Consider the following 17760-nt stretch of genomic DNA (forward strand, 5'->3'; position numbering starts at 1 on the left):
TTTCATAGCAAATCTCACTTCTAGTCTTGATTTATACTATAAGAATAGGCCAAAACTGACTCAGATGCATAGGCATGAAACCTAATGATGAAAGTAATACCATAGAAACAGAGCCAGAATGGCCAAATCCTTTTTTTCTATAATATGCATAACCACCAACAATAAAATTCCGGACATAAAACATTTTTAATTATCTCCAAGGTTTATAGCTTGAACGCCGATCACCTTTTGACATAATCCTATCATAAATACATGGCCATATATGGACGCTCCCGGTGAGTCAAGATAATACTTTGCTCACCGAAGGCTTTTTGGCCTTAGTTTTCTATACAACATTCTCACTCTTATCGTTGCTTTTGATGTGCTCATTTACCGCTAGAAGCGGTTGTACTGCCATATATACGGGCTTAACAGCCAAGCTGCGCCCCTAATGAAATCCGTACCACTGCGCCTGTCAATTGAAACACCCATGCGGATTAGGCTTTTCCTATCCTTGGCCTATTCGGGCTAGCACTGGTTGGACTGAGCCATTTCTTCATCGTTCACAACAACCCCGGTGAGTATTTAATGTGCTATCTTGCGGCTCTTATCACCCAGTCGGACTCGGAGTCCTTGGCCAGACCGAGCTCTGCAAGATAGCGACAACAGTGTTAACAAGTACCATGGTTTACACCTTGATTTGCTGCATATTGCGGAGCATAAGGCACTTGTTTTTGTAATAAAATCCATATCAGTCTGGCGAGTCTATGAGCCGTGGCAACCACCGTACTGCAGATGCTTTTTCGGCTTCTTAGCTGCGTTATCCAGAGGTTTAAATCATCTTGTTTTTTACTCGCATGGCTGACGACGGTTCTGGCTCCATGAATAAGCTGTTTGCGTAAATAGCCGTTGCCACGTTTGGTAATACTGCCATTAACACTTCGATGGCCTGAGGCAAATTGCTTGGGGGTTAACCCCAGCCACACACCCAGTTCTTTAGCAGTATTAAACGCCTGACCTTTGCCAATTGATGCAACAAACGCTGACGCGATAATGGGCCCTACACCAGGAATGCTTAATAAAATTTTGCCATTAGGGTCACGCTCGACAAGTTTTTTTATCAAGGTATTAATTCTGTCTAAATGAGTATTAACACTTTGATATTCATCCCAGAAATCATTAGCCATCAACTTAATGATAGGGCGTTGTGACGCATCGTTAATGATGTCCCACATAGCAACTTCAAATGTTTTATAGCCTTGGGCAAAGCAAATCCCAAAATCGACTAATACACCCCGAATTTGATTAGTGCAGGCCGTTTTCTCCTTCACTAAACGTTCTCTGACTCGGTGTAACATCAATATTTCTTGCTGCTCTTCGGTTTTCACTGGCACGAAACGAATGTTTGGCCTAAAGCTGGCTTCAAAAATCGCCATTGTGTCATTGTTGTCATTTTTACTGCCTCGCACGAACGGGGTGACATGTTGGGCAGGAATGAGCTTAACGTTATGCCCCATAACGAGAAACTTACGTCCCCAGTAATGGGATGAATAACAAGCCTCAAAGACCACATCGCAATGGGGTTGTTGCAACATAAACTCAATCAGTTGAGTGCGATTTAAACGTTTATTGAAGACTTGCTTTGCATGGCTATCCATTCCTAAAACTTGGAAAACATTTTTTGCCAAATCAATCGCAATAGTGGTAACTTTCATGGTGGACGCTCCTTAAGTAACTGTATGGTTCAACATCAGTTTGGCGCATTGACGCCGTATTAGGGAGCGTCCATCTCATCACCCAAAATACTGACTTTAAAACGGCTGATTCAACTCTGAACTTGAGGACGTTGAAGAAAATAGTGTGAGTCCTGACATGGATGTCAGGCTAGCTTTCGAGGTACAGGATGTACCATCGGAAGCGTTAGCATTTTCGAATAAGTCCGAAGCAGCATACAAATGAAGTCCAAAGCTGGATTAATCCCCATGGCGACCTTTTCGCTGTTTGAAAATGTTGCGGGGCGGCTGGGAGTTCCAAGAGGGAACAGCCGTTGGTTTCCTCTTGGTCTGGTGTGGGTGAAGCGCCACGACGTTAGTGGCCGCAGGCCATAGCTTAAAAATACTTTGGGCCACTAACGAATTTAGCATTAACGCTTCACTGTCACGTCTTCACGGATACACAGCAATAATAGCTAACGATTTTCGACCTCGATAATCGACTACTGCGAGTTAATTTTCCACTCGCGGCAAACACTGTTATGCCTTCATATCGGCATTGAGTTGCCGGACTAAGGCCGCTGATAAGTTATTGGCAATACATACTGGAGAGTAGTTGTCACTGCAGTGAGTCATTTTATGATGCGGCAGGTAAAACAGCCGGTTACTTTTGTGTGTTTATGGGCGTTGTTTTATCTATGTAACAAAAATTGTTAACTGCTTCCTGTTTCCTTATGGTCGATTGTTGTAAACTCCGCGCCAACAAAGGCTATGTTGGTAAGAGTAAATTTTACCAGACATGTGGATAACAAATTTGTTTACCACAATACTCGCAGGTCACTAACGCCATAAGCGCCAAGTGGATCTCTCACCTAAGTCTATCTCGATTGGGGCTCTACCTGCCATAGCTGTGTCGCCAATGAATGATCATTGGTTAACTCATATTTAAGAGATCAAAAGGTATAATATCTATGAAGTCTGAACAGACTCTCTCTAACTCGACTGCTGCTTCTGATCCATTTTTGGATAGCTATTTCAATATTTCTGCCCGTGGAAGTACCTTAAAACGTGAAGTCATTGCGGGCTTAACGACGTTTTTGGCTATGGTTTATTCGGTAATTGTAGTGCCTAACATGCTTGGCACTGCAGGGTTTGACCCTGCTGCGGTATTTATCGCGACTTGCTTAATTGCCGCTTTTGGTTCGTTACTCATGGGGCTATGGGCTAATTTGCCGATGGCCATAGGGTGTGCAATATCACTCACGGCCTTTACGGCATTTAGTATGGTGCTGGGCCAAGGCATATCCATTCCTGTCACCCTTGGCGCTATTTTTCTTATGGGTGTCGTATTTACCTTTGTGAGTGTCACGGGTATTCGTCAGTGGGTACTGACGAACTTGCCAACCGGTATCGCTCATGGTACGGGTATTGGTATTGGTTTGTTTTTACTGCTTATTGCGACCAATAGCGTGAAATTAATTGTCTCCAACGATGCCGGTTTACCCGTACAGCTTGGTGATATTAATAGCTTACCGGTTATCGCAACAATAATTGGCCTTGCTATGACGATTGGGCTTGAGCGCCGAGGCATGCCAGGTGGCATATTGCTGGTGATTGTCGGACTCTCTGTCTTTGGGTTAATATTTGATCCGAACGTGACATATCAAGGCTTATTTGCATTGCCTGACTTGATGTCGGAAACATCACTGATTGGCCAGCTCGATATTATGGGCGCACTGAATCCAGTGGTACTGCCGATTGTGTTGGCGTTGGTGATGACCGCAATATTTGATGCCACTGGCACGATTCGAGCGGTGGCAGGCCAAGCGGAACTTCTTGATGAAAATGACAATATTGTGGGTGGTGGTAAAGCACTGACATCAGATTCTGTCAGCAGTATTGTTGCTGGCCTAGTCGGCGGTGCCCCTGCGGCCGTTTATATTGAATCCGCTGCAGGAACCGCTGCAGGTGGCAAAACTGGCCTGACCGCTACCATAGTTGGCTTGCTGTTTTTGATGATGATGTTTTTAGCGCCGTTAAGCTATTTAGTGCCGGCTTATGCGACCGCGCCAGCGCTTATGTATGTTGGATTACTGATGCTAAGCAACGTCACTAAGCTTGATTTTGACGATAAAGTGGATGCGATGGCAGGCCTAACCTGCGCAGTATTTATCATTTTAAGCTGTAATATCGTCACTGGGATCATGCTTGGCTTTGTGACCTTAGTGATTGGCCGCATATGCAGCGGCGAGTGGCGTAAACTGCGACTTGGCGTCATCGCCATTACACTCGGTTTAGTCGCGTTCTATCTAGGTGGTTGGGCAATTTAACCCGATAATAGACTCAATAGTGAGGCCAGCCATAGAGGCTGGCCTTTTTATTAGCGGCTTTTTGTTAGCGGCGTAATACGGCTAAGGCCTAGAAAGACGAGGCACTTGTTAGTGGCCTACCATAGCGACTTTCATCTTCAGCAGGTGCTGGTGGTAGCTGGCCGCTAGCAATATGGGCGTTTAACCATAATAGCTGCAGGGGTTACGGAATTCATCGCGGCGCAGTGATACATCTAAGTCCACATCTAGGCCCACATCTAAGTCCACCTCTAGGCCCACATTTAAGCCCGCTTCACTTATCCATGTCAGGGCAATCCCCTTGCTTTTAAAGCGCCAGCATCACCTTGAATACACTATAGTGTTAGTTAGACAGCAAAATAGCTAGGCCCAAAAGCCTTCGGTAAGCAAACCCTTGTCTTGACCCATAGGAGGCATTCACCCTTTTCTAGCAATCATAAAACCAAAGATATATCTCAATAGCGTAGCCAGTAAAAATAGCTATCCGCATCACTCTTCGCAAAAATCTTGTGTCTCTAACAGTAATTTGGCATAAGGTTCCATCGGAATGTTCATTTCCTGTTGCAACCATTGACCTTTAGCCAGTAGATCTTGTTCTTTTAGCGCGGGAATGTCATTTTTGAATGCAAGAACAATCGTGTTTCCACTATCGACTTCGAAACTGAGTAGTTGGTTGTCAAATACGCCCGCGAGTAATTCATCTAACTCTTCTCGTAAGTTAACTGTCGTATGCCAGATATTGAGCACGAGGACACCTTGTTGGTTGAGTGCCTGTTTACAATCACGCAAGTAGGATTGTTGTACTTGCTTCGGTTCCATGCCCTTAGCGTTGTAGAGATCTGAAAAGATAATATCGCTTTTTATGTCGGTGTGTTTCATGTAGTTAACCGCATCATCTATATGAATACACAGGCGATCCGTGTCGGGTAAGTAAAAATATTCTGTTGCAGTATTGGCCACGGCTGCACGATATTCGACCGCATGGACCTGCAATTCGGAGAAACTACTGAGTAGATTTTTTGCCATTGAGCCGGCGCCCAGCCCCATAATCGTGGCCGTTTTTACTGTGGGGATAAACAATAAACCCGCCATCATGGCCTGAGTGTAGCCCAGAGCTAATCCATTAATGTCTTTTAGTTTCATACTACTTTGATAGATTTTCCCATCAAAGCTGAGGATCCGGCTGGTCCTTGTTTGGTAAACATAAATTGGGCCGTGCTCATCGTTTATTGATGAGATGCAGTTTCCTTTGATATCCATGATCTTTTTAATACCTTTTAAATACGGGTATATAACGGGTAGAGCATTATAACGAAAAAGAGGGCTAGGTGTTTCTCGATGATTTTTTCTGCTTTAATCAATAAAATCCTTTAGCGGACAGCCACTTTTATGTCTTGCGCTATCACGCGACAAAGGACGATGCTTGGATCGGAGATATCTTGTTAACCAAGCCAAGAGGGTCTAGGCCGCGATGAACATCGACCATATCGTCAAGTATCATAATGAGTGTCGGCTAAATCATTGATAACGGATGGCCAGTATTTAAGCTGAATGTGAATTTAAATCTAAATATGAACCGAATATAAAGATAGAAAAACCACTAAGATGCCCAAAATTGTCAGTTGAAATAGGCAAAAATTGATACCTTGGTAAGCGCTTGGATCACTAGACACGGCACATTTGCTACGGGTACTGGCTGCAGTTCAATGTCAAAAAACATGTTCGCGGATTTTGCTAGAACACGACACCTCAATGTCGTTGCCATCGAGTCATTTCCGTTAGAACGATATCGCCTAAAAAATCTTAGCGCCAGACACAGATAAAGTTCAGGATTTATACAAAAGTTTGTTATACTCCGCGGCCGCTTATCTATGGCACAAAATTGGCGCTTAATTCAGGCTTAACGTTTTTCAACTATCCTAAGATGTTAATCACGCTAAATTAAGCATAGAATCGACCATTAGATAAGGCTCTAAACCATAAAATTCCAGATTAATTTGCGAACACTTTTTGTTAACTGATGTTGACTGAATCGCATATCAATCGCTTTGTTTTGATGTACATACAGGAACTGCACCATGAAATTTGAATCTTTTAGCTTCGCCCCAGAATTACTACGCGCGATCGCTGAGTGCGGTTATCAAGCTATGACACCCGTTCAACAACAAGCGATCCCTGCGATCCGTCGTGGTGAAGATGTGTTAGCCAGCGCCCAAACCGGTACCGGTAAAACGGCGGCGTTTGCATTGCCTATTTTACAAAAAATGTGTGACACCCCCAAAGAGACGCTACCGTCTAACACTCGCACCTTAATTCTAACGCCAACCCGTGAGCTTGCTGCGCAGGTTGCCGACAATATTAGCGCCTACAGTAAATACCTTAACGTAACGGTATTAACCATTTACGGTGGCGTTAAAATGGACTCTCAATCACAGAAACTTAAACGTGGTGCCGACGTGATTGTGGCTACCCCAGGGCGTTTGCTTGAACACATTGTAGCCTGTAACTTAAGTTTATCTAACGTTGAATTTTTAGTCCTAGATGAAGCCGATCGCATGCTCGATATGGGCTTTAGTGCTGATATTAAAAAAATTATCCAAGCGGTAAACAAAAAGCGTCAAAACATGTTGTTTTCTGCGACCTTCTCTACTGAAGTGAAAAAGTTAGCCAATGAGATGCTTAATAAGCCTAAAATTATTGCCGCTGATAAGCAAAACACCACGGCGGACACCGTTAGCCAAGTGGTGTATCCGGTTGAGCAACGTCGTAAACATGAATTATTATCTGAGTTAATTGGCACTAAAAATTGGCAACGTGTCTTAGTGTTCACCGCGACGCGTGATGCGGCAGATAAATTAGTGAAAGAGCTAAACTTAGACGGGATTGTTTCTGGTGTGGTTCATGGCGAGAAAGCCCAAGGTAGCCGTCGTCGTGCACTGCGTGAATTTGTTGAAGGTAAAATTCGCGTATTAGTCGCCACCGAAGTGGCTGCTCGCGGACTCGATATCCAAAATCTAGAATATGTTGTTAACTACGATTTACCGTTTTTAGCCGAAGATTATGTCCACCGTATTGGCCGTACTGGTCGTGCGGGTAAAACCGGTGTTGCCATTTCATTTGTGAGCCGCGAAGAAGAACGCACCTTAGCGGACATTGAAAAATTAATCGGCCAGAAAATCCGCCGGGTCACAGTGCCAGGTTACGAAGTCGGCAGCCGTGAGGTATTGCTCAAGCAAATTGAACAACGCCGTAGCTTTGCTAAAAAGCAACAACGTAGCGATAACGTGGGCGAGCAGATGATTGCCGAGAAAAACATGGATGGACGTCGGGTTAAAGTCGGTAAAGCCAGTAGCACGGTAAAATACAAAAAGATTAAATAGCATCACACTATTTAATCAACTAGGCGCTTAGGCGCCTTTTTTGTGTTTGGATGAAATTATTGTGTTTATGCTATGGTCTATTGTTGTTGGGACATCACTTCACAAGGACTTACTATGCTAAAAACGCTACTTATCGCTACCGCACTGACCCTAACCAGTTTAGCCAGTATGGCTAAACCCATTGCCAGTGACGAAAATCATGTAATACCCCTGCTTAATGGTCATCAAATTCCGGCGATTACACTGCAAGATGTTGATGGCAAAGCGGTTGATCTGAGTCAATTGGTAGCCCAAAAACCCACGGTCTTTTTCTTTTATCGTGGCGGCTGGTGTCCATTTTGTAATTCGCAAATGGGCCAGCTCAAAGCCATTGAACCTAAACTCATTGAGCTAGGTTTTCAGTTAGTGGGGATTTCACCCGACACCCCAGAAAAAATGCGCGCCTCGATAACGACTAAAAAACTGGATTATTTACTGCTGTCCGATGCATCAATGGCCGCTTCACAAGCTTTTGGTTTGGCGTATTACACCAGTGAAAAAACCACCCAGACTTACCAAGCTAAGCTGAATGTCGACAATACCCTGTTTACCACGCCACAAGGTGATAAACGCTTGGTGTTGCCTGTGCCTGCGGTATACGTGGCAGACAAAACCGGCTTAATCCATTTTCAATATGTTAATCCCAACTATAAAGTTCGCCCGGCTCCTGAATTGATTTTAACTGCAGCAGAGCTGTTGGTTAACTAATCGCGCCCTGTGCAATCGATTCCAATGGCACAGCCAACATCAGCGATGTAGTCAATGATGTTGGCTTATTCAACTATTTTTTATCACATGCAGAGCATTTATTCTAAGCATACAAACACCTACTTATCGCCATAAAACACAATCATCGCTCACATTTTATCGCCTTATCCCCCTTGGTTTAGCTAAACAATGCTTTTTCTGTTGGATTTATAACACCATATCTCGTTACACTGTTCTTCATATAAAAATATATCCTATTTAGTAAGGCCGCACATGACCATAGCAACCCCAACGACTTTTGGCACAGCAAACACCCCAGGCACAATCAAAGCGATGTTGTTAGGCTGTGGCGAACTCGGTAAAGAAGTCGCCATAGAATTACAACGTTACGGCATTGAGGTGATTGGGGTCGACCGCTACCCGAATGCACCAGCCATGCAAATTGCTCATCGTTTTCATGTGATCAACATGCTCGATGCCGATGCACTCAAAACGGTTATTGAACTCGAGCAGCCTGACTTGGTGATCCCTGAAATCGAAGCGATTGCGACTAAAACGTTATTGGAACTGGAGCAACAAGGCTTGCGGGTGGTGCCGACAGCAAAGGCGACCCAACTAACCATGGATCGCGAAGGCATTCGACGCTTGGCGGCAGAAACATTAGCCGTGCCCACATCGGCTTACTTTTTTTGCGACAACCAAGATGAATTTGAACAAGCTGTTGCCACCATTGGAATGCCTTGTGTGGTTAAACCTGTGATGAGTTCATCGGGTAAAGGCCAAAGTGTGATTAAAACGGCAAAGCAAGTTCAACCGGCGTGGGCTTATGCTCAAGAAGGTGGCCGAGCAGGTCAAGGGCGGGTGATTGTTGAAGCCTTTATTCCTTTTGACTATGAAATCACCCTACTGACCATCAGTGCGGTCAATGGCATCCACTTTTGTGACCCGATTGGTCATCGACAAGAAGACGGTGATTACCGTGAATCTTGGCAACCACAAGCGATGCCCGCGAAGGTATTGCACAAAGCCCAAGCCATGAGTCAGCGAGTTGTTGAAGCCTTAGGGGGTTATGGACTGTTTGGTGTAGAGCTATTTATTAAAGGTGATGAGGTGTATTTTTCTGAAGTGTCACCCAGACCACATGATACCGGTTTAGTCACCTTAATCAGTCAGGATTTGTCAGAGTTTGCCTTACATGTGCGCGCCATTTTAGGCTTACCCATCAGCAATATTGTGCAACACGGTCCCAGCGCCTCTGCGGTTATTCTGGCTGAAGGCACATCAACCAATATCCGTTACCAAGGCATGGCTGAAGCACTCGCGCCTGTTGATACTCAACTGCGTTTATTTGGTAAACCAGACATTGATGGACGCCGTCGTTTAGGGGTAGCGTTAGCCAGAGACAACACGGTTGAAGAAGCCATCGAAAAAGCCAAAACGGTTGCCAGTAAGATTAAGGTATTGTTTTAAGCAAAGCTGAAGTGAACTGGATCAAACTAAAGTTAATTAACAACAAACTAAGCCGCAGATTATCTGCGGTTTAGTTTTTTGCAACTTAGCGTTAAGAATTAGGCTTTTGGTTTTGGCAGTGGTTTTGGCAGTGGTTTATTGGCTAAATGAAAGTGGACTAACATCAGTAAACGAAACAGTGCTTTAAGCTTACGATCTTGATCAAGCTTACCTGCGTTAATCAGTTTTTGCAGCAGCGTTATTTTCAGGTACAGATTTTTAACCAGCACATCACTTGGCTCACCTAAATACTTATCAAACTCTTTATAACCCTCAATGGTGCGCGACGCTAACTTACCCTGGCGAATATGTAATCCCGACAGCATCGCATGTTCAAACGCTTTGGTTTCTAGGCCGTTAATAATGTCTGCGGTGCTAACAGCTTGCGCTACGCCATCAACAAAAAAATGAATGTTGGCTTCAATTTCAAATTGCAGCGCATGGGTATCATGACGCACGTTATCAAACCTGGTGCGCTCTTTATCGACAAAATCAAACAGGACTTTCCATAGTGACATGTGCAGAGCTCCGTTCTAAATGAGAGTTTAAGCGATGGTGATTAGTGCTCGTTGCTAAGAATGCGAGTGGCTAAGAATGCGAGTGGCTAAGAATGCGAGTGCCTAAGAGCACTCATTGTTAGCGACTGATTTAGCCGTTGATTCTATTCAATATTTTACCTTGCTGGAAATGGCGCACATTCTCAATGGCAATATTGAGTAGATTTTGTCTGGCTTGTAATGTCGCCCATGCAATATGCGGCGTGATGCTAATATTGGCGGCACTGAGTAGCGGATTATTCGCACTCGGTGGCTCAGTCGATAATACGTCGACTCCGGCAAAGCCATTATGGTCATTTAACCATTGGGCCAAATCTGCTTCATTAATTAAATCACCACGGGCAGTATTAATCAGTAAACAACCGGATGGAAGTAAAGCTAAACTGGATTTATTCATCATGTGTTTGGTTAATGGATTAAGTGGGCAATGCAGTGACACAATATTGGCTTGGGTTAATAACGTCTCCAGTTCACACCAGTGAACGCCCTTGGGTAAAGCGGTTTTAGGTTTGGCACTGGTGATCAACACCTTCATGCCAAACGCCACGCCTAATGTTGCCACTTGTTGGCCAATATCGCCATAACCGACAACACCTAAGGTTAGGCCTTTTAGCGAGGTTAATGGGCTTAAGGTAAAACAAAAATCTCTATTAGCAGCCCACTCTCCAGCTTTAACAGCTTGATTGTGTAACGCCACCTGTTGATGATGATGCAAAATATGCGCAAATACCATTTGTGCCACAGCATCTGGACCATAGGCAGGAATATTGGTAACGCTAATACCCTGCTCTGTCGCCGCCTCAACATCGACCACATTGGTGCCGGTCGCGAGCACACCGATGTAGGTTAACCTGGGCAGTTGTTTTAAGGTCTCTGCGCTTAACAGGGTTTTGTTAGTCAGTACTATATCTGCTTCGTGACAGCGATTAACCACCTGATCGAGTGTTGTATGATCGTAAATATCACACTGGCCTAGCGCTTCAAGCGCCTGCCAACTCAAATCACCTGAGTTAAGTGTATAACCATCTAATACCACTATTTTCATCACGTACTTCAGTCCTTTGCTTGGTCTACTCTCAGTGTAAAATTAACGCATACCACGCGAGGTTTTTATGCGTTCATAAGCGACTTGAATATCTTGAGCTTTGGTTTTAGCCAACTCCATCATTTCAGCTGGTAACCCTTTTGCCACAAGCTTGTCAGGATGATGTTCATTCATCAATTTTCGGTAGGTTCGTTTAATATCTTGATCGCTAGCAGATTCTTTTACCCCGAGTAACAAATAGGCATCAATCAGCGAAATTTTATTACCTTGCGGCGCCTGATGATGGCTAAACTCTGCTTGCCAACGAGCCAGTAAGGCATCAAGTTGTGCACCAAGACCAAGTTTAGCGGCAATCACTGACAATATTTGTTTTTCATTTGCATGTAATTCACCATCAGTCAAAGCAGTTTGAATTTGGATTTCCAAAAACATCTGCGCCAACTCAACCCGGCCTTGTGTGGCTTGTCGAAACAGTTCTAGCTGCTTGAGTAAATCAAAATCCGCTTGGCGACCTTGACGAAAAGCGGTTTGCGCATCGACACGTGATTGCCCAGACAGCTTCATTTGATCCATTAACAGGGTTGCAATGCGAACATCAGTTTCGGTCACCCTCCCAGAGGCTTTGGCTACATGACCCATAACCGCAAAGGTGGAATTAAAAAACATCGCCTGACGTTCACTACCTTTACGAATTAACGACTTGAATCCTTGGCGTTTATCAAAAGCATGACCTAACCATAACCCTAATATTGCCCCGAAAAAACGCCCAAACATAAACCCAATGATAAACCCAAAAATTTTACCCCAAATTCGCATTTTTTCTTCCACTATATTTAAAATAATTACGCCACTGTGCGCCCATCATTTGACCTAACTTAAGGCAACAACAAAGAGACTAAACGTGTTTGTAACTGTTCAAGTCGCTCGAGTGTTCCTACGTCACACCAATAAGCATTAAAATATTCACCATAGATCCGCTGTTGGGTAATCGACTGTTTCAATAACGGTCCCAAAGCATGCTTACCTTGAGGCAATGCGCTAAATAATTGAGGATGATAAATCCCCAGTCCAGCAAATGTTAACCTTTGTTCATCCTGCAAGGTTAATTGCCCTTGCGCAGCAATCGAAAAATCGCCTACCGGATGGTGGTCTGGATTGTCGACTAACCATAAATAGCCCAAGGCATCACCTTGGCTCACTCGCTGATAAGCCGCGGTCATATCGGGCAAGTGATCGATAAAAATATCACCATTGATCACTAAAAAAGGCTCGTCACCCAACAAAGGTAATGCTTGCTTTATGCCACCGGCGGTTTCTAAAGCCGTGGTTTCTTCACTGTAGCTAATCTGCAGTCCCCAACGACTCCCATCGCCTAACATTTCAGGTAACTTATACCCTAACCAAGCTTGATTAATTACCACGTCGGTCACACCGATTAACGCCAATTTTTCTAAGTGATATTCAATTAAGGGTTTACCCGCAACACTCACTAACGGCTTAGGTAACGAGTCGGTTAATGGTCGTAAACGCTCCCCACGTCCCGCAGCTAAAATCATCGCTTTCATGCTTCGCTTACCGCCTCATTGATGATCTTATGGTTTACTAACGGTAAAATCACCTTTTTAATCCATACGCCAAAATCAGCAATTTGTGGGTATTGCATCCCAATATCAGCTATATACTGTAAGGTTAATGGAATATCAGCTAGATAACCGTCTTTGCCATCACGATGGTATAAACGCGCAAAAATACCTGCCGCTTTAATGTGGCGCTGTAAGCCCATTAAATCAAACCATTGTTTATAGGTTGAAAACTTAACCTCTTTAGCCATCAATTTATGATCTATTGCAAGTTGATAGTGATACCTCATCAAGTGATCAATAATATCGTCTGGCCAACGCACGTAACAATCGCGCAGCAATGATACCGCATCATAAGTCACCGGCCCATGCACCGCATCTTGAAAGTCGATAACCGCTAATGCATGATCATTTATCAGTAAATTACGGCTATGGTAGTCACGGTGCATCCCCACTTTGGGTTGTGCAAGCACATTTTGGGTCAACGCACTAAACGTTGACGTCACCATTTTTTGCTCATTGTCCGTCAATACGTAATCTAAATGTTTGTTTAATAGCCAATCAACAAAAATAGCTAACTCTCTCGCCACAAATGCACCATCGTAATCTGCTAACGGTCCATTTTCGGTATCGGTCACAGTCGCAATCACCGGGAGTAAATTTAATGCCTGCTGATAATAGTCGGCTACATTGTCTTTATTGAGCACCGACAATAGTTGTAACTCACCCACATCAGTTTGCAAAACAAAACCATACTCATCGCAGGTTGCAAGCACTTCGGGTACCAGTAGCCCAACGCGTTGGTAGGCCTTTGCTATTGCAACAAAAGGGGCGATGGGCACTAAATCGATGGGCGAATCAGAGACAATATAATGGTTATCTTGATGATGAATACGAAAATAGCGTCGAAAACTGGCATCACCACAGATCAAGTTAATGGCAACTCCATCGCCGAAATATTGGTTTAACCAGTCACTTAACGCGATAAATCTTGGATCAGATAAAATCATCTCAATGGCTCTTAACGAAAAATTGCTTTATTATAGCCAGCATAACATTTGGAAACAGCTAAAGAATGGAATGTTTCATTTAGCTGAGTATCTTTTCTCTCCAAAACTTTTCCAGCATCAGAATTCATAAATTATTGACAACAATGCAGATCCGTTATTTTCTGGCATTATGCCTACTCCCAAATATCGTGTTGGCTGATGAGCCAACAACGACACCAGCGCCTGCGTTGCAATGCGTTGTAGTTCCTCCGGTTTCTCGTTCATTCGAAGACCGCGCAGCATTAACTGGCATCTCAGACGATCAGATTGTTATCATTAGCGATCAATCCACCGTCGCTTACAATAACCAGGCAGAGTTTTCGGGTGATGTGAGTTTCAGCCAAGGAGGTCGTCATATTGCCGCTGACAATGCCGTGCTGGATCAAAAGCAGCAACGTTTAAATGCAAACGGTAACCTTATATTTAAAGATGAGTTATTTACCGTCACCGCTAATTCATTAGAAGCACAAATGAGCGCCAATAATGCCACTCTGAAAGGCGCTCAATATTGGTTACATGGACAACAAGTGCATGGTGACGCAGAAAAGCTTCAGATCACTTCAGACAATAATCTATTGCTGACAAAAACTAACTTCACTACCTGCCCTCCCGGTGATGAATCATGGTTACTCGAAGCTGAAATGATCAAAATTGATAGCGAAGAAGAATGGGGCGAAATTTGGAATGCCAAACTGCGTATTGCCAACATCCCAGTGTTATACATTCCGTATATGACGATCCCAGTATCAGATAAACGTAAATCAGGCTTTCTATTCCCAAGCTTTAGTACCAGTACCACTAACGGTGTAGAAGTTAGTACCCCGTATTATTGGAATATCGCGCCAGAATTTGATTTAACGTTTACGCCAGACTATATGTCATCTCGTGGTTTATACAGCAAAACTGAATTCAGATATTTGGCGGGTGAACGTCAGAATGGCCAAGTTAATTTTGAATATTTAGGCAGTGATAATAAGCTCACTAATAACGCAAATCGTTACCTTTACCACTGGAGCCATCAAGGTGCGGTGAATGACAATTGGCGGGTAAGAGCAAATTATACAGATGTATCAGATAATAATTATTTCAACGATTTAAATTCCGACGTCAATCAGTCAACCGACAACCAGTTATCACGCATTGGTGAAGCCAGTTATTTTGAACGTGACTGGGACTTCAACATGCGAGTACAAGACATTAAAGTACTTGGCGAGGATGAAAAACCGTATCAAGTGATGCCACAGTTAAACTTTAACTATCGTTCTGCGGACATTATTAATTCTATTGATTTCAGGTTTAATTCTGAACTGACCAATTTTCGCCATCAAGATAACGAGTACAATACAGCAACCCGCTTACACTTAGTGCCCAGCTTAATTTGGCCAATTCAAGGACCTGCAGGCTCGTTTACCAGTGAAGTTAAATTACTGCAAACTCAGTATTGGCAACAAAATATCGACGACGACTCAACATTAGACGACAGTATAAGCCGCACGATTCCACAAGCGCGTTTACATGGTCAGGTCAATTTTGAGCGGGCTACACAACTGTTTGACGAGCAATACCGGCAAACGCTTGAACCCCAGATCCAATATCTTTATGTCGGCTATGAAGATCAATCCAATATTGGTATTTATGACACCGCACAATTGCAAGAAGACTATTATGGTTTATTCCGCGATCGCCAATATTCAGGTTTAGACCGCGTGGCAGATGCCAACCAATTTACCTTAGGTTTCACCACTCGTTTGTTTGATCAAACTAACCGCGAAAAACTTAAGTTTAGCGTGGGTCAAATCATCTATTTAGAAAACTCAAAAGTCAGCATTGAAAATACCTACGAAGAAGCAACTCAGTCAACGTCGGTCTTAGCCGCTGAATTAGATGCCCAGTTATACAACGATTGGTTTGTCAGTGGTTCGGTTCAGCACGATACTGAAACGGGTAAAAATAAAAAGAATGAAGTCACCTTAGATTACCGTCCAAGTAATGACAGATTATTGCAACTAAGTTATCGTTATGTACCCGACTTGCTCAATACCAACACCAATGACCAAGTAGATATTTCGCAGGCTGGTGTGCGCACATCGTGGCCCATTAGTGACAACTTATATTTTGTGGGTAACTTCTATTACGACCTCAATGAATCTCGTAGTATTGAAACTTACACTGGCGTGCAATACGAATCATGTTGCTGGGCATTGCGTCTGAGTTATCATTATCGTATCAAAACCAACTACGATGATGATTTATCAGAAACCATTGACGGACGTGAAGAGTTTGAAAGCGGTGTTTACCTGAACTTTGTCATTAAAGGCTTAGGGGGATCGGGTCCGTTAGGGGTCGACGACATGTTAAATGAAGGCTTATTTAACTACCGTAAACCACTTTACTTGAGGAATTAGCATTCTTTTGTGATAGATTGCTGAACCTAGCGATAAACTCATAGTCCAATAACAACAAACACGCTGTTGTGTATGAAGTAGTAACCTTATTTTGGCGATGTATCGCCAGTTTATATTGAATCGAATGTGCCAAGGATTTTGTGGATGAAACACAGTAAAAAAATAATTTTTGCATTACTAGCACTGGCTGTGAGCCATACCAGTGTTGCAGCACCAATGCCATTAGATCGCGTATCAGTACAAATTAATGATGGTATCATTCTTGAAAGTGAAATAACCAACATGGTTACGACTGTTAAAGCCAATGCTAAAGCAGCGAAACAAACATTACCCTCTGATGATGCTTTACGCACTCAAGTTATTGAACGCCTTATTTTAACCCATTTGCAAATGCAAATGGCTGAACGTATCGGCTTACAAATTGGTGATTTGCAATTAGACCAAACCATTGCCAATATTGCTAAAGAACAAAAAATGACCGTTGCACAAATGCAACAATCGATTGAAAGTGAAGGCACCAGCTTTAGCCAATATCGCGAACAGTTACGTCAAGAAGTCACCCTAGGTGAAATTCAGCGCATCCAAGTGCAACGCCGTATTCAAGTGTCGCCACAAGAAATTAGCGGCTTAGTTAAATTAATTCAAGAACAAGGCTTAAAAGATGTTGAGTTCCAAATTGGTCACATTCTGATTGAAGTGCCAAGTAGCCCAACCAGTGAACAACTCGAAAGTGCTAGCAGTCGTGCAGATATCGTGCTTAAACGTTTAAATGGTGGAGAGGATTTCCGTAGCACAGCTATCGCGTCTTCATCAGGTCCTAAAGCATTAGAAGGCGGCATATGGGACTTTATGAACATTAACGAAATGCCGACCTTGTTTGCAGAAGTGATTAATACCGCAAAAAAAGGCGACATTATTGGTCCGATTAAATCGGGTTCCGGCTTTCATATTATTAAAGTAGTAGACACTCGTGGTTTGCAAACCCAAGAAGTTGAGGAAGTAAAATCACGCCACATTCTACTCAAGCCATCGCCAATCCTATCGGAAGATCGTGCTAAAGCAATGTTGGCCAACTTTTTAACTCAAGTTCGTTCTGGTGACGCTGATTTTGCTAAATTAGCCAGTCAGTATTCAGAAGATCCTGGTTCTGCTGCTAAAGGTGGCGAATTAGGTTGGGCAGACCCAAGCATGTATGTGCAAGAGTTCTCTCAAACCCTTTCGAGTCTTCAAGAAGGTCAATTCAGTGAGCCATTCCGTTCAACGCACGGCTGGCATATTGTTCAACTTGAATCGCGTCGTACAACCGATGCAACAGAGCAATTTAACAGCAACCGTGCTCATCAATTAATCTTCCGTCGTAAGTTTAATGAAGAGTTACAAACCTGGTTAGACGAAATGCGTTCTGAAGCGTATATCGAAATCGTTGAGCCAGCAAGCAAACGAGGCTAA

General features: G+C 43.4%; 13 protein-coding genes. 6 read left to right on the top strand and 7 right to left on the bottom strand.

Annotated features, from left to right (window positions below; all coding sequences use genetic code 11):
• Positions 1–650: 650 nt before the first annotated feature.
• Positions 651–1694, bottom strand: coding sequence for an IS110 family RNA-guided transposase (locus AAEZ00_RS06250; protein ID WP_124012322.1), 1044 nt, complete (start codon positions 1692–1694; stop codon positions 651–653).
• Positions 1695–2662: 968 nt separating this feature from the next.
• On the opposite strand from AAEZ00_RS06250, the gene AAEZ00_RS06255 reads away from it, so the two are divergent.
• The gene (locus AAEZ00_RS06255) at positions 2663–4021 is read left to right on the top strand and encodes an NCS2 family permease (protein WP_124012323.1); all 1359 of its coding nucleotides are present in this window, start codon (positions 2663–2665) and stop codon (positions 4019–4021) included.
• A gap of 507 nt (positions 4022–4528) precedes the next feature.
• On the opposite strand, the gene AAEZ00_RS06260 is transcribed toward AAEZ00_RS06255, so the two are convergent.
• The gene (locus tag AAEZ00_RS06260) at positions 4529–5299 is read right to left on the bottom strand and encodes a spermidine synthase (protein ID WP_124012325.1); all 771 of its coding nucleotides are present in this window, start codon (positions 5297–5299) and stop codon (positions 4529–4531) included.
• 818 nt (positions 5300–6117) lie between these two features.
• On the opposite strand from AAEZ00_RS06260, the gene AAEZ00_RS06265 reads away from it, so the two are divergent.
• From AAEZ00_RS06265 to purT, 3 genes are all read left to right on the top strand, one after another.
• Positions 6118–7419: a DEAD/DEAH box helicase gene (locus tag AAEZ00_RS06265; protein ID WP_101034414.1), complete on the top strand. Its 1302-nt coding sequence runs from the start codon at positions 6118–6120 to the stop codon at positions 7417–7419.
• A 114-nt stretch (positions 7420–7533) separates the two neighbouring features.
• On the top strand, positions 7534–8166 hold the full coding sequence (locus tag AAEZ00_RS06270; protein ID WP_351088453.1) for a peroxiredoxin-like family protein: 633 nt from the start codon (positions 7534–7536) through the stop codon (positions 8164–8166).
• A 273-nt stretch (positions 8167–8439) separates the two neighbouring features.
• Positions 8440–9636, top strand: coding sequence for a formate-dependent phosphoribosylglycinamide formyltransferase (gene purT / locus AAEZ00_RS06275; protein WP_124012327.1), 1197 nt, complete (start codon positions 8440–8442; stop codon positions 9634–9636).
• 98 nt (positions 9637–9734) lie between these two features.
• Here the strand turns inward: purT and AAEZ00_RS06280 are convergent, their stop codons facing one another.
• The 5 genes from AAEZ00_RS06280 to AAEZ00_RS06300 all read right to left on the bottom strand — a co-directional run bounded on the left by AAEZ00_RS06280 (position 9735) and on the right by AAEZ00_RS06300 (position 13867).
• A complete protein-coding gene (locus AAEZ00_RS06280) occupies positions 9735–10193 on the bottom strand; it encodes a hypothetical protein (protein ID WP_124012328.1) in 459 nt (152 codons plus the stop codon).
• Between the two features lie 130 nt (positions 10194–10323).
• Entirely contained in the window at positions 10324–11277 is a 954-nt protein-coding gene (locus AAEZ00_RS06285; protein WP_351088471.1) for a D-2-hydroxyacid dehydrogenase, read from the bottom strand.
• A 42-nt stretch (positions 11278–11319) separates the two neighbouring features.
• Positions 11320–12093 (bottom strand): co-chaperone DjlA, encoded by a 774-nt coding sequence (djlA, locus tag AAEZ00_RS06290; protein ID WP_101034409.1) that lies wholly within the window; start codon positions 12091–12093, stop codon positions 11320–11322.
• A gap of 59 nt (positions 12094–12152) precedes the next feature.
• Positions 12153–12842, bottom strand: a complete 690-nt coding sequence (gene murU, locus AAEZ00_RS06295) for an N-acetylmuramate alpha-1-phosphate uridylyltransferase MurU (protein ID WP_101034408.1) — start codon at positions 12840–12842, stop codon at positions 12153–12155.
• Entirely contained in the window at positions 12839–13867 is a 1029-nt protein-coding gene (locus AAEZ00_RS06300) for an aminoglycoside phosphotransferase family protein (protein ID WP_101034407.1), read from the bottom strand. The genes murU and AAEZ00_RS06300 overlap by 4 nt, the downstream gene beginning before the upstream one ends.
• Positions 13868–14010: 143 nt before the next feature.
• Between AAEZ00_RS06300 and lptD the strand changes: the two genes are divergently transcribed.
• Positions 14011–16311, top strand: a complete 2301-nt coding sequence (lptD, locus tag AAEZ00_RS06305) for an LPS assembly protein LptD (protein ID WP_351088454.1) — start codon at positions 14011–14013, stop codon at positions 16309–16311.
• A 144-nt stretch (positions 16312–16455) separates the two neighbouring features.
• Positions 16456–17760: a peptidylprolyl isomerase SurA gene (gene surA / locus AAEZ00_RS06310; RefSeq protein WP_124012330.1), complete on the top strand. Its 1305-nt coding sequence runs from the start codon at positions 16456–16458 to the stop codon at positions 17758–17760.

The sequence above is a fragment of the Shewanella sp. S1-49-MNA-CIBAN-0167 genome (assembly GCF_040310145.1).
In the GTDB taxonomy this organism is placed as follows: domain Bacteria; phylum Pseudomonadota; class Gammaproteobacteria; order Enterobacterales; family Shewanellaceae; genus Shewanella; species Shewanella psychromarinicola.

What these genes read in the sequence shown, in the direction of transcription:
- AAEZ00_RS06250 (WP_124012322.1), bottom strand. Translation starts at nt 1,694, where the DNA reads ATGAAAGTTACCACTATTGCGATTGATTTGGCAAAAAATGTTTTCCAA.
- AAEZ00_RS06255 (WP_124012323.1), top strand. Translation starts at nt 2,663, where the DNA reads ATGAAGTCTGAACAGACTCTCTCTAACTCGACTGCTGCTTCTGATCCA.
- AAEZ00_RS06260 (WP_124012325.1), bottom strand. Translation starts at nt 5,299, where the DNA reads ATGGATATCAAAGGAAACTGCATCTCATCAATAAACGATGAGCACGGC.
- AAEZ00_RS06265 (WP_101034414.1), top strand. Translation starts at nt 6,118, where the DNA reads ATGAAATTTGAATCTTTTAGCTTCGCCCCAGAATTACTACGCGCGATC.
- AAEZ00_RS06270 (WP_351088453.1), top strand. Translation starts at nt 7,534, where the DNA reads ATGCTAAAAACGCTACTTATCGCTACCGCACTGACCCTAACCAGTTTA.
- purT (WP_124012327.1), top strand. Translation starts at nt 8,440, where the DNA reads ATGACCATAGCAACCCCAACGACTTTTGGCACAGCAAACACCCCAGGC.
- AAEZ00_RS06280 (WP_124012328.1), bottom strand. Translation starts at nt 10,193, where the DNA reads ATGTCACTATGGAAAGTCCTGTTTGATTTTGTCGATAAAGAGCGCACC.
- AAEZ00_RS06285 (WP_351088471.1), bottom strand. Translation starts at nt 11,277, where the DNA reads ATGAAAATAGTGGTATTAGATGGTTATACACTTAACTCAGGTGATTTG.
- djlA (WP_101034409.1), bottom strand. Translation starts at nt 12,093, where the DNA reads ATGCGAATTTGGGGTAAAATTTTTGGGTTTATCATTGGGTTTATGTTT.
- murU (WP_101034408.1), bottom strand. Translation starts at nt 12,842, where the DNA reads ATGAAAGCGATGATTTTAGCTGCGGGACGTGGGGAGCGTTTACGACCA.
- AAEZ00_RS06300 (WP_101034407.1), bottom strand. Translation starts at nt 13,867, where the DNA reads ATGATTTTATCTGATCCAAGATTTATCGCGTTAAGTGACTGGTTAAAC.
- lptD (WP_351088454.1), top strand. Translation starts at nt 14,011, where the DNA reads ATGCAGATCCGTTATTTTCTGGCATTATGCCTACTCCCAAATATCGTG.
- surA (WP_124012330.1), top strand. Translation starts at nt 16,456, where the DNA reads ATGAAACACAGTAAAAAAATAATTTTTGCATTACTAGCACTGGCTGTG.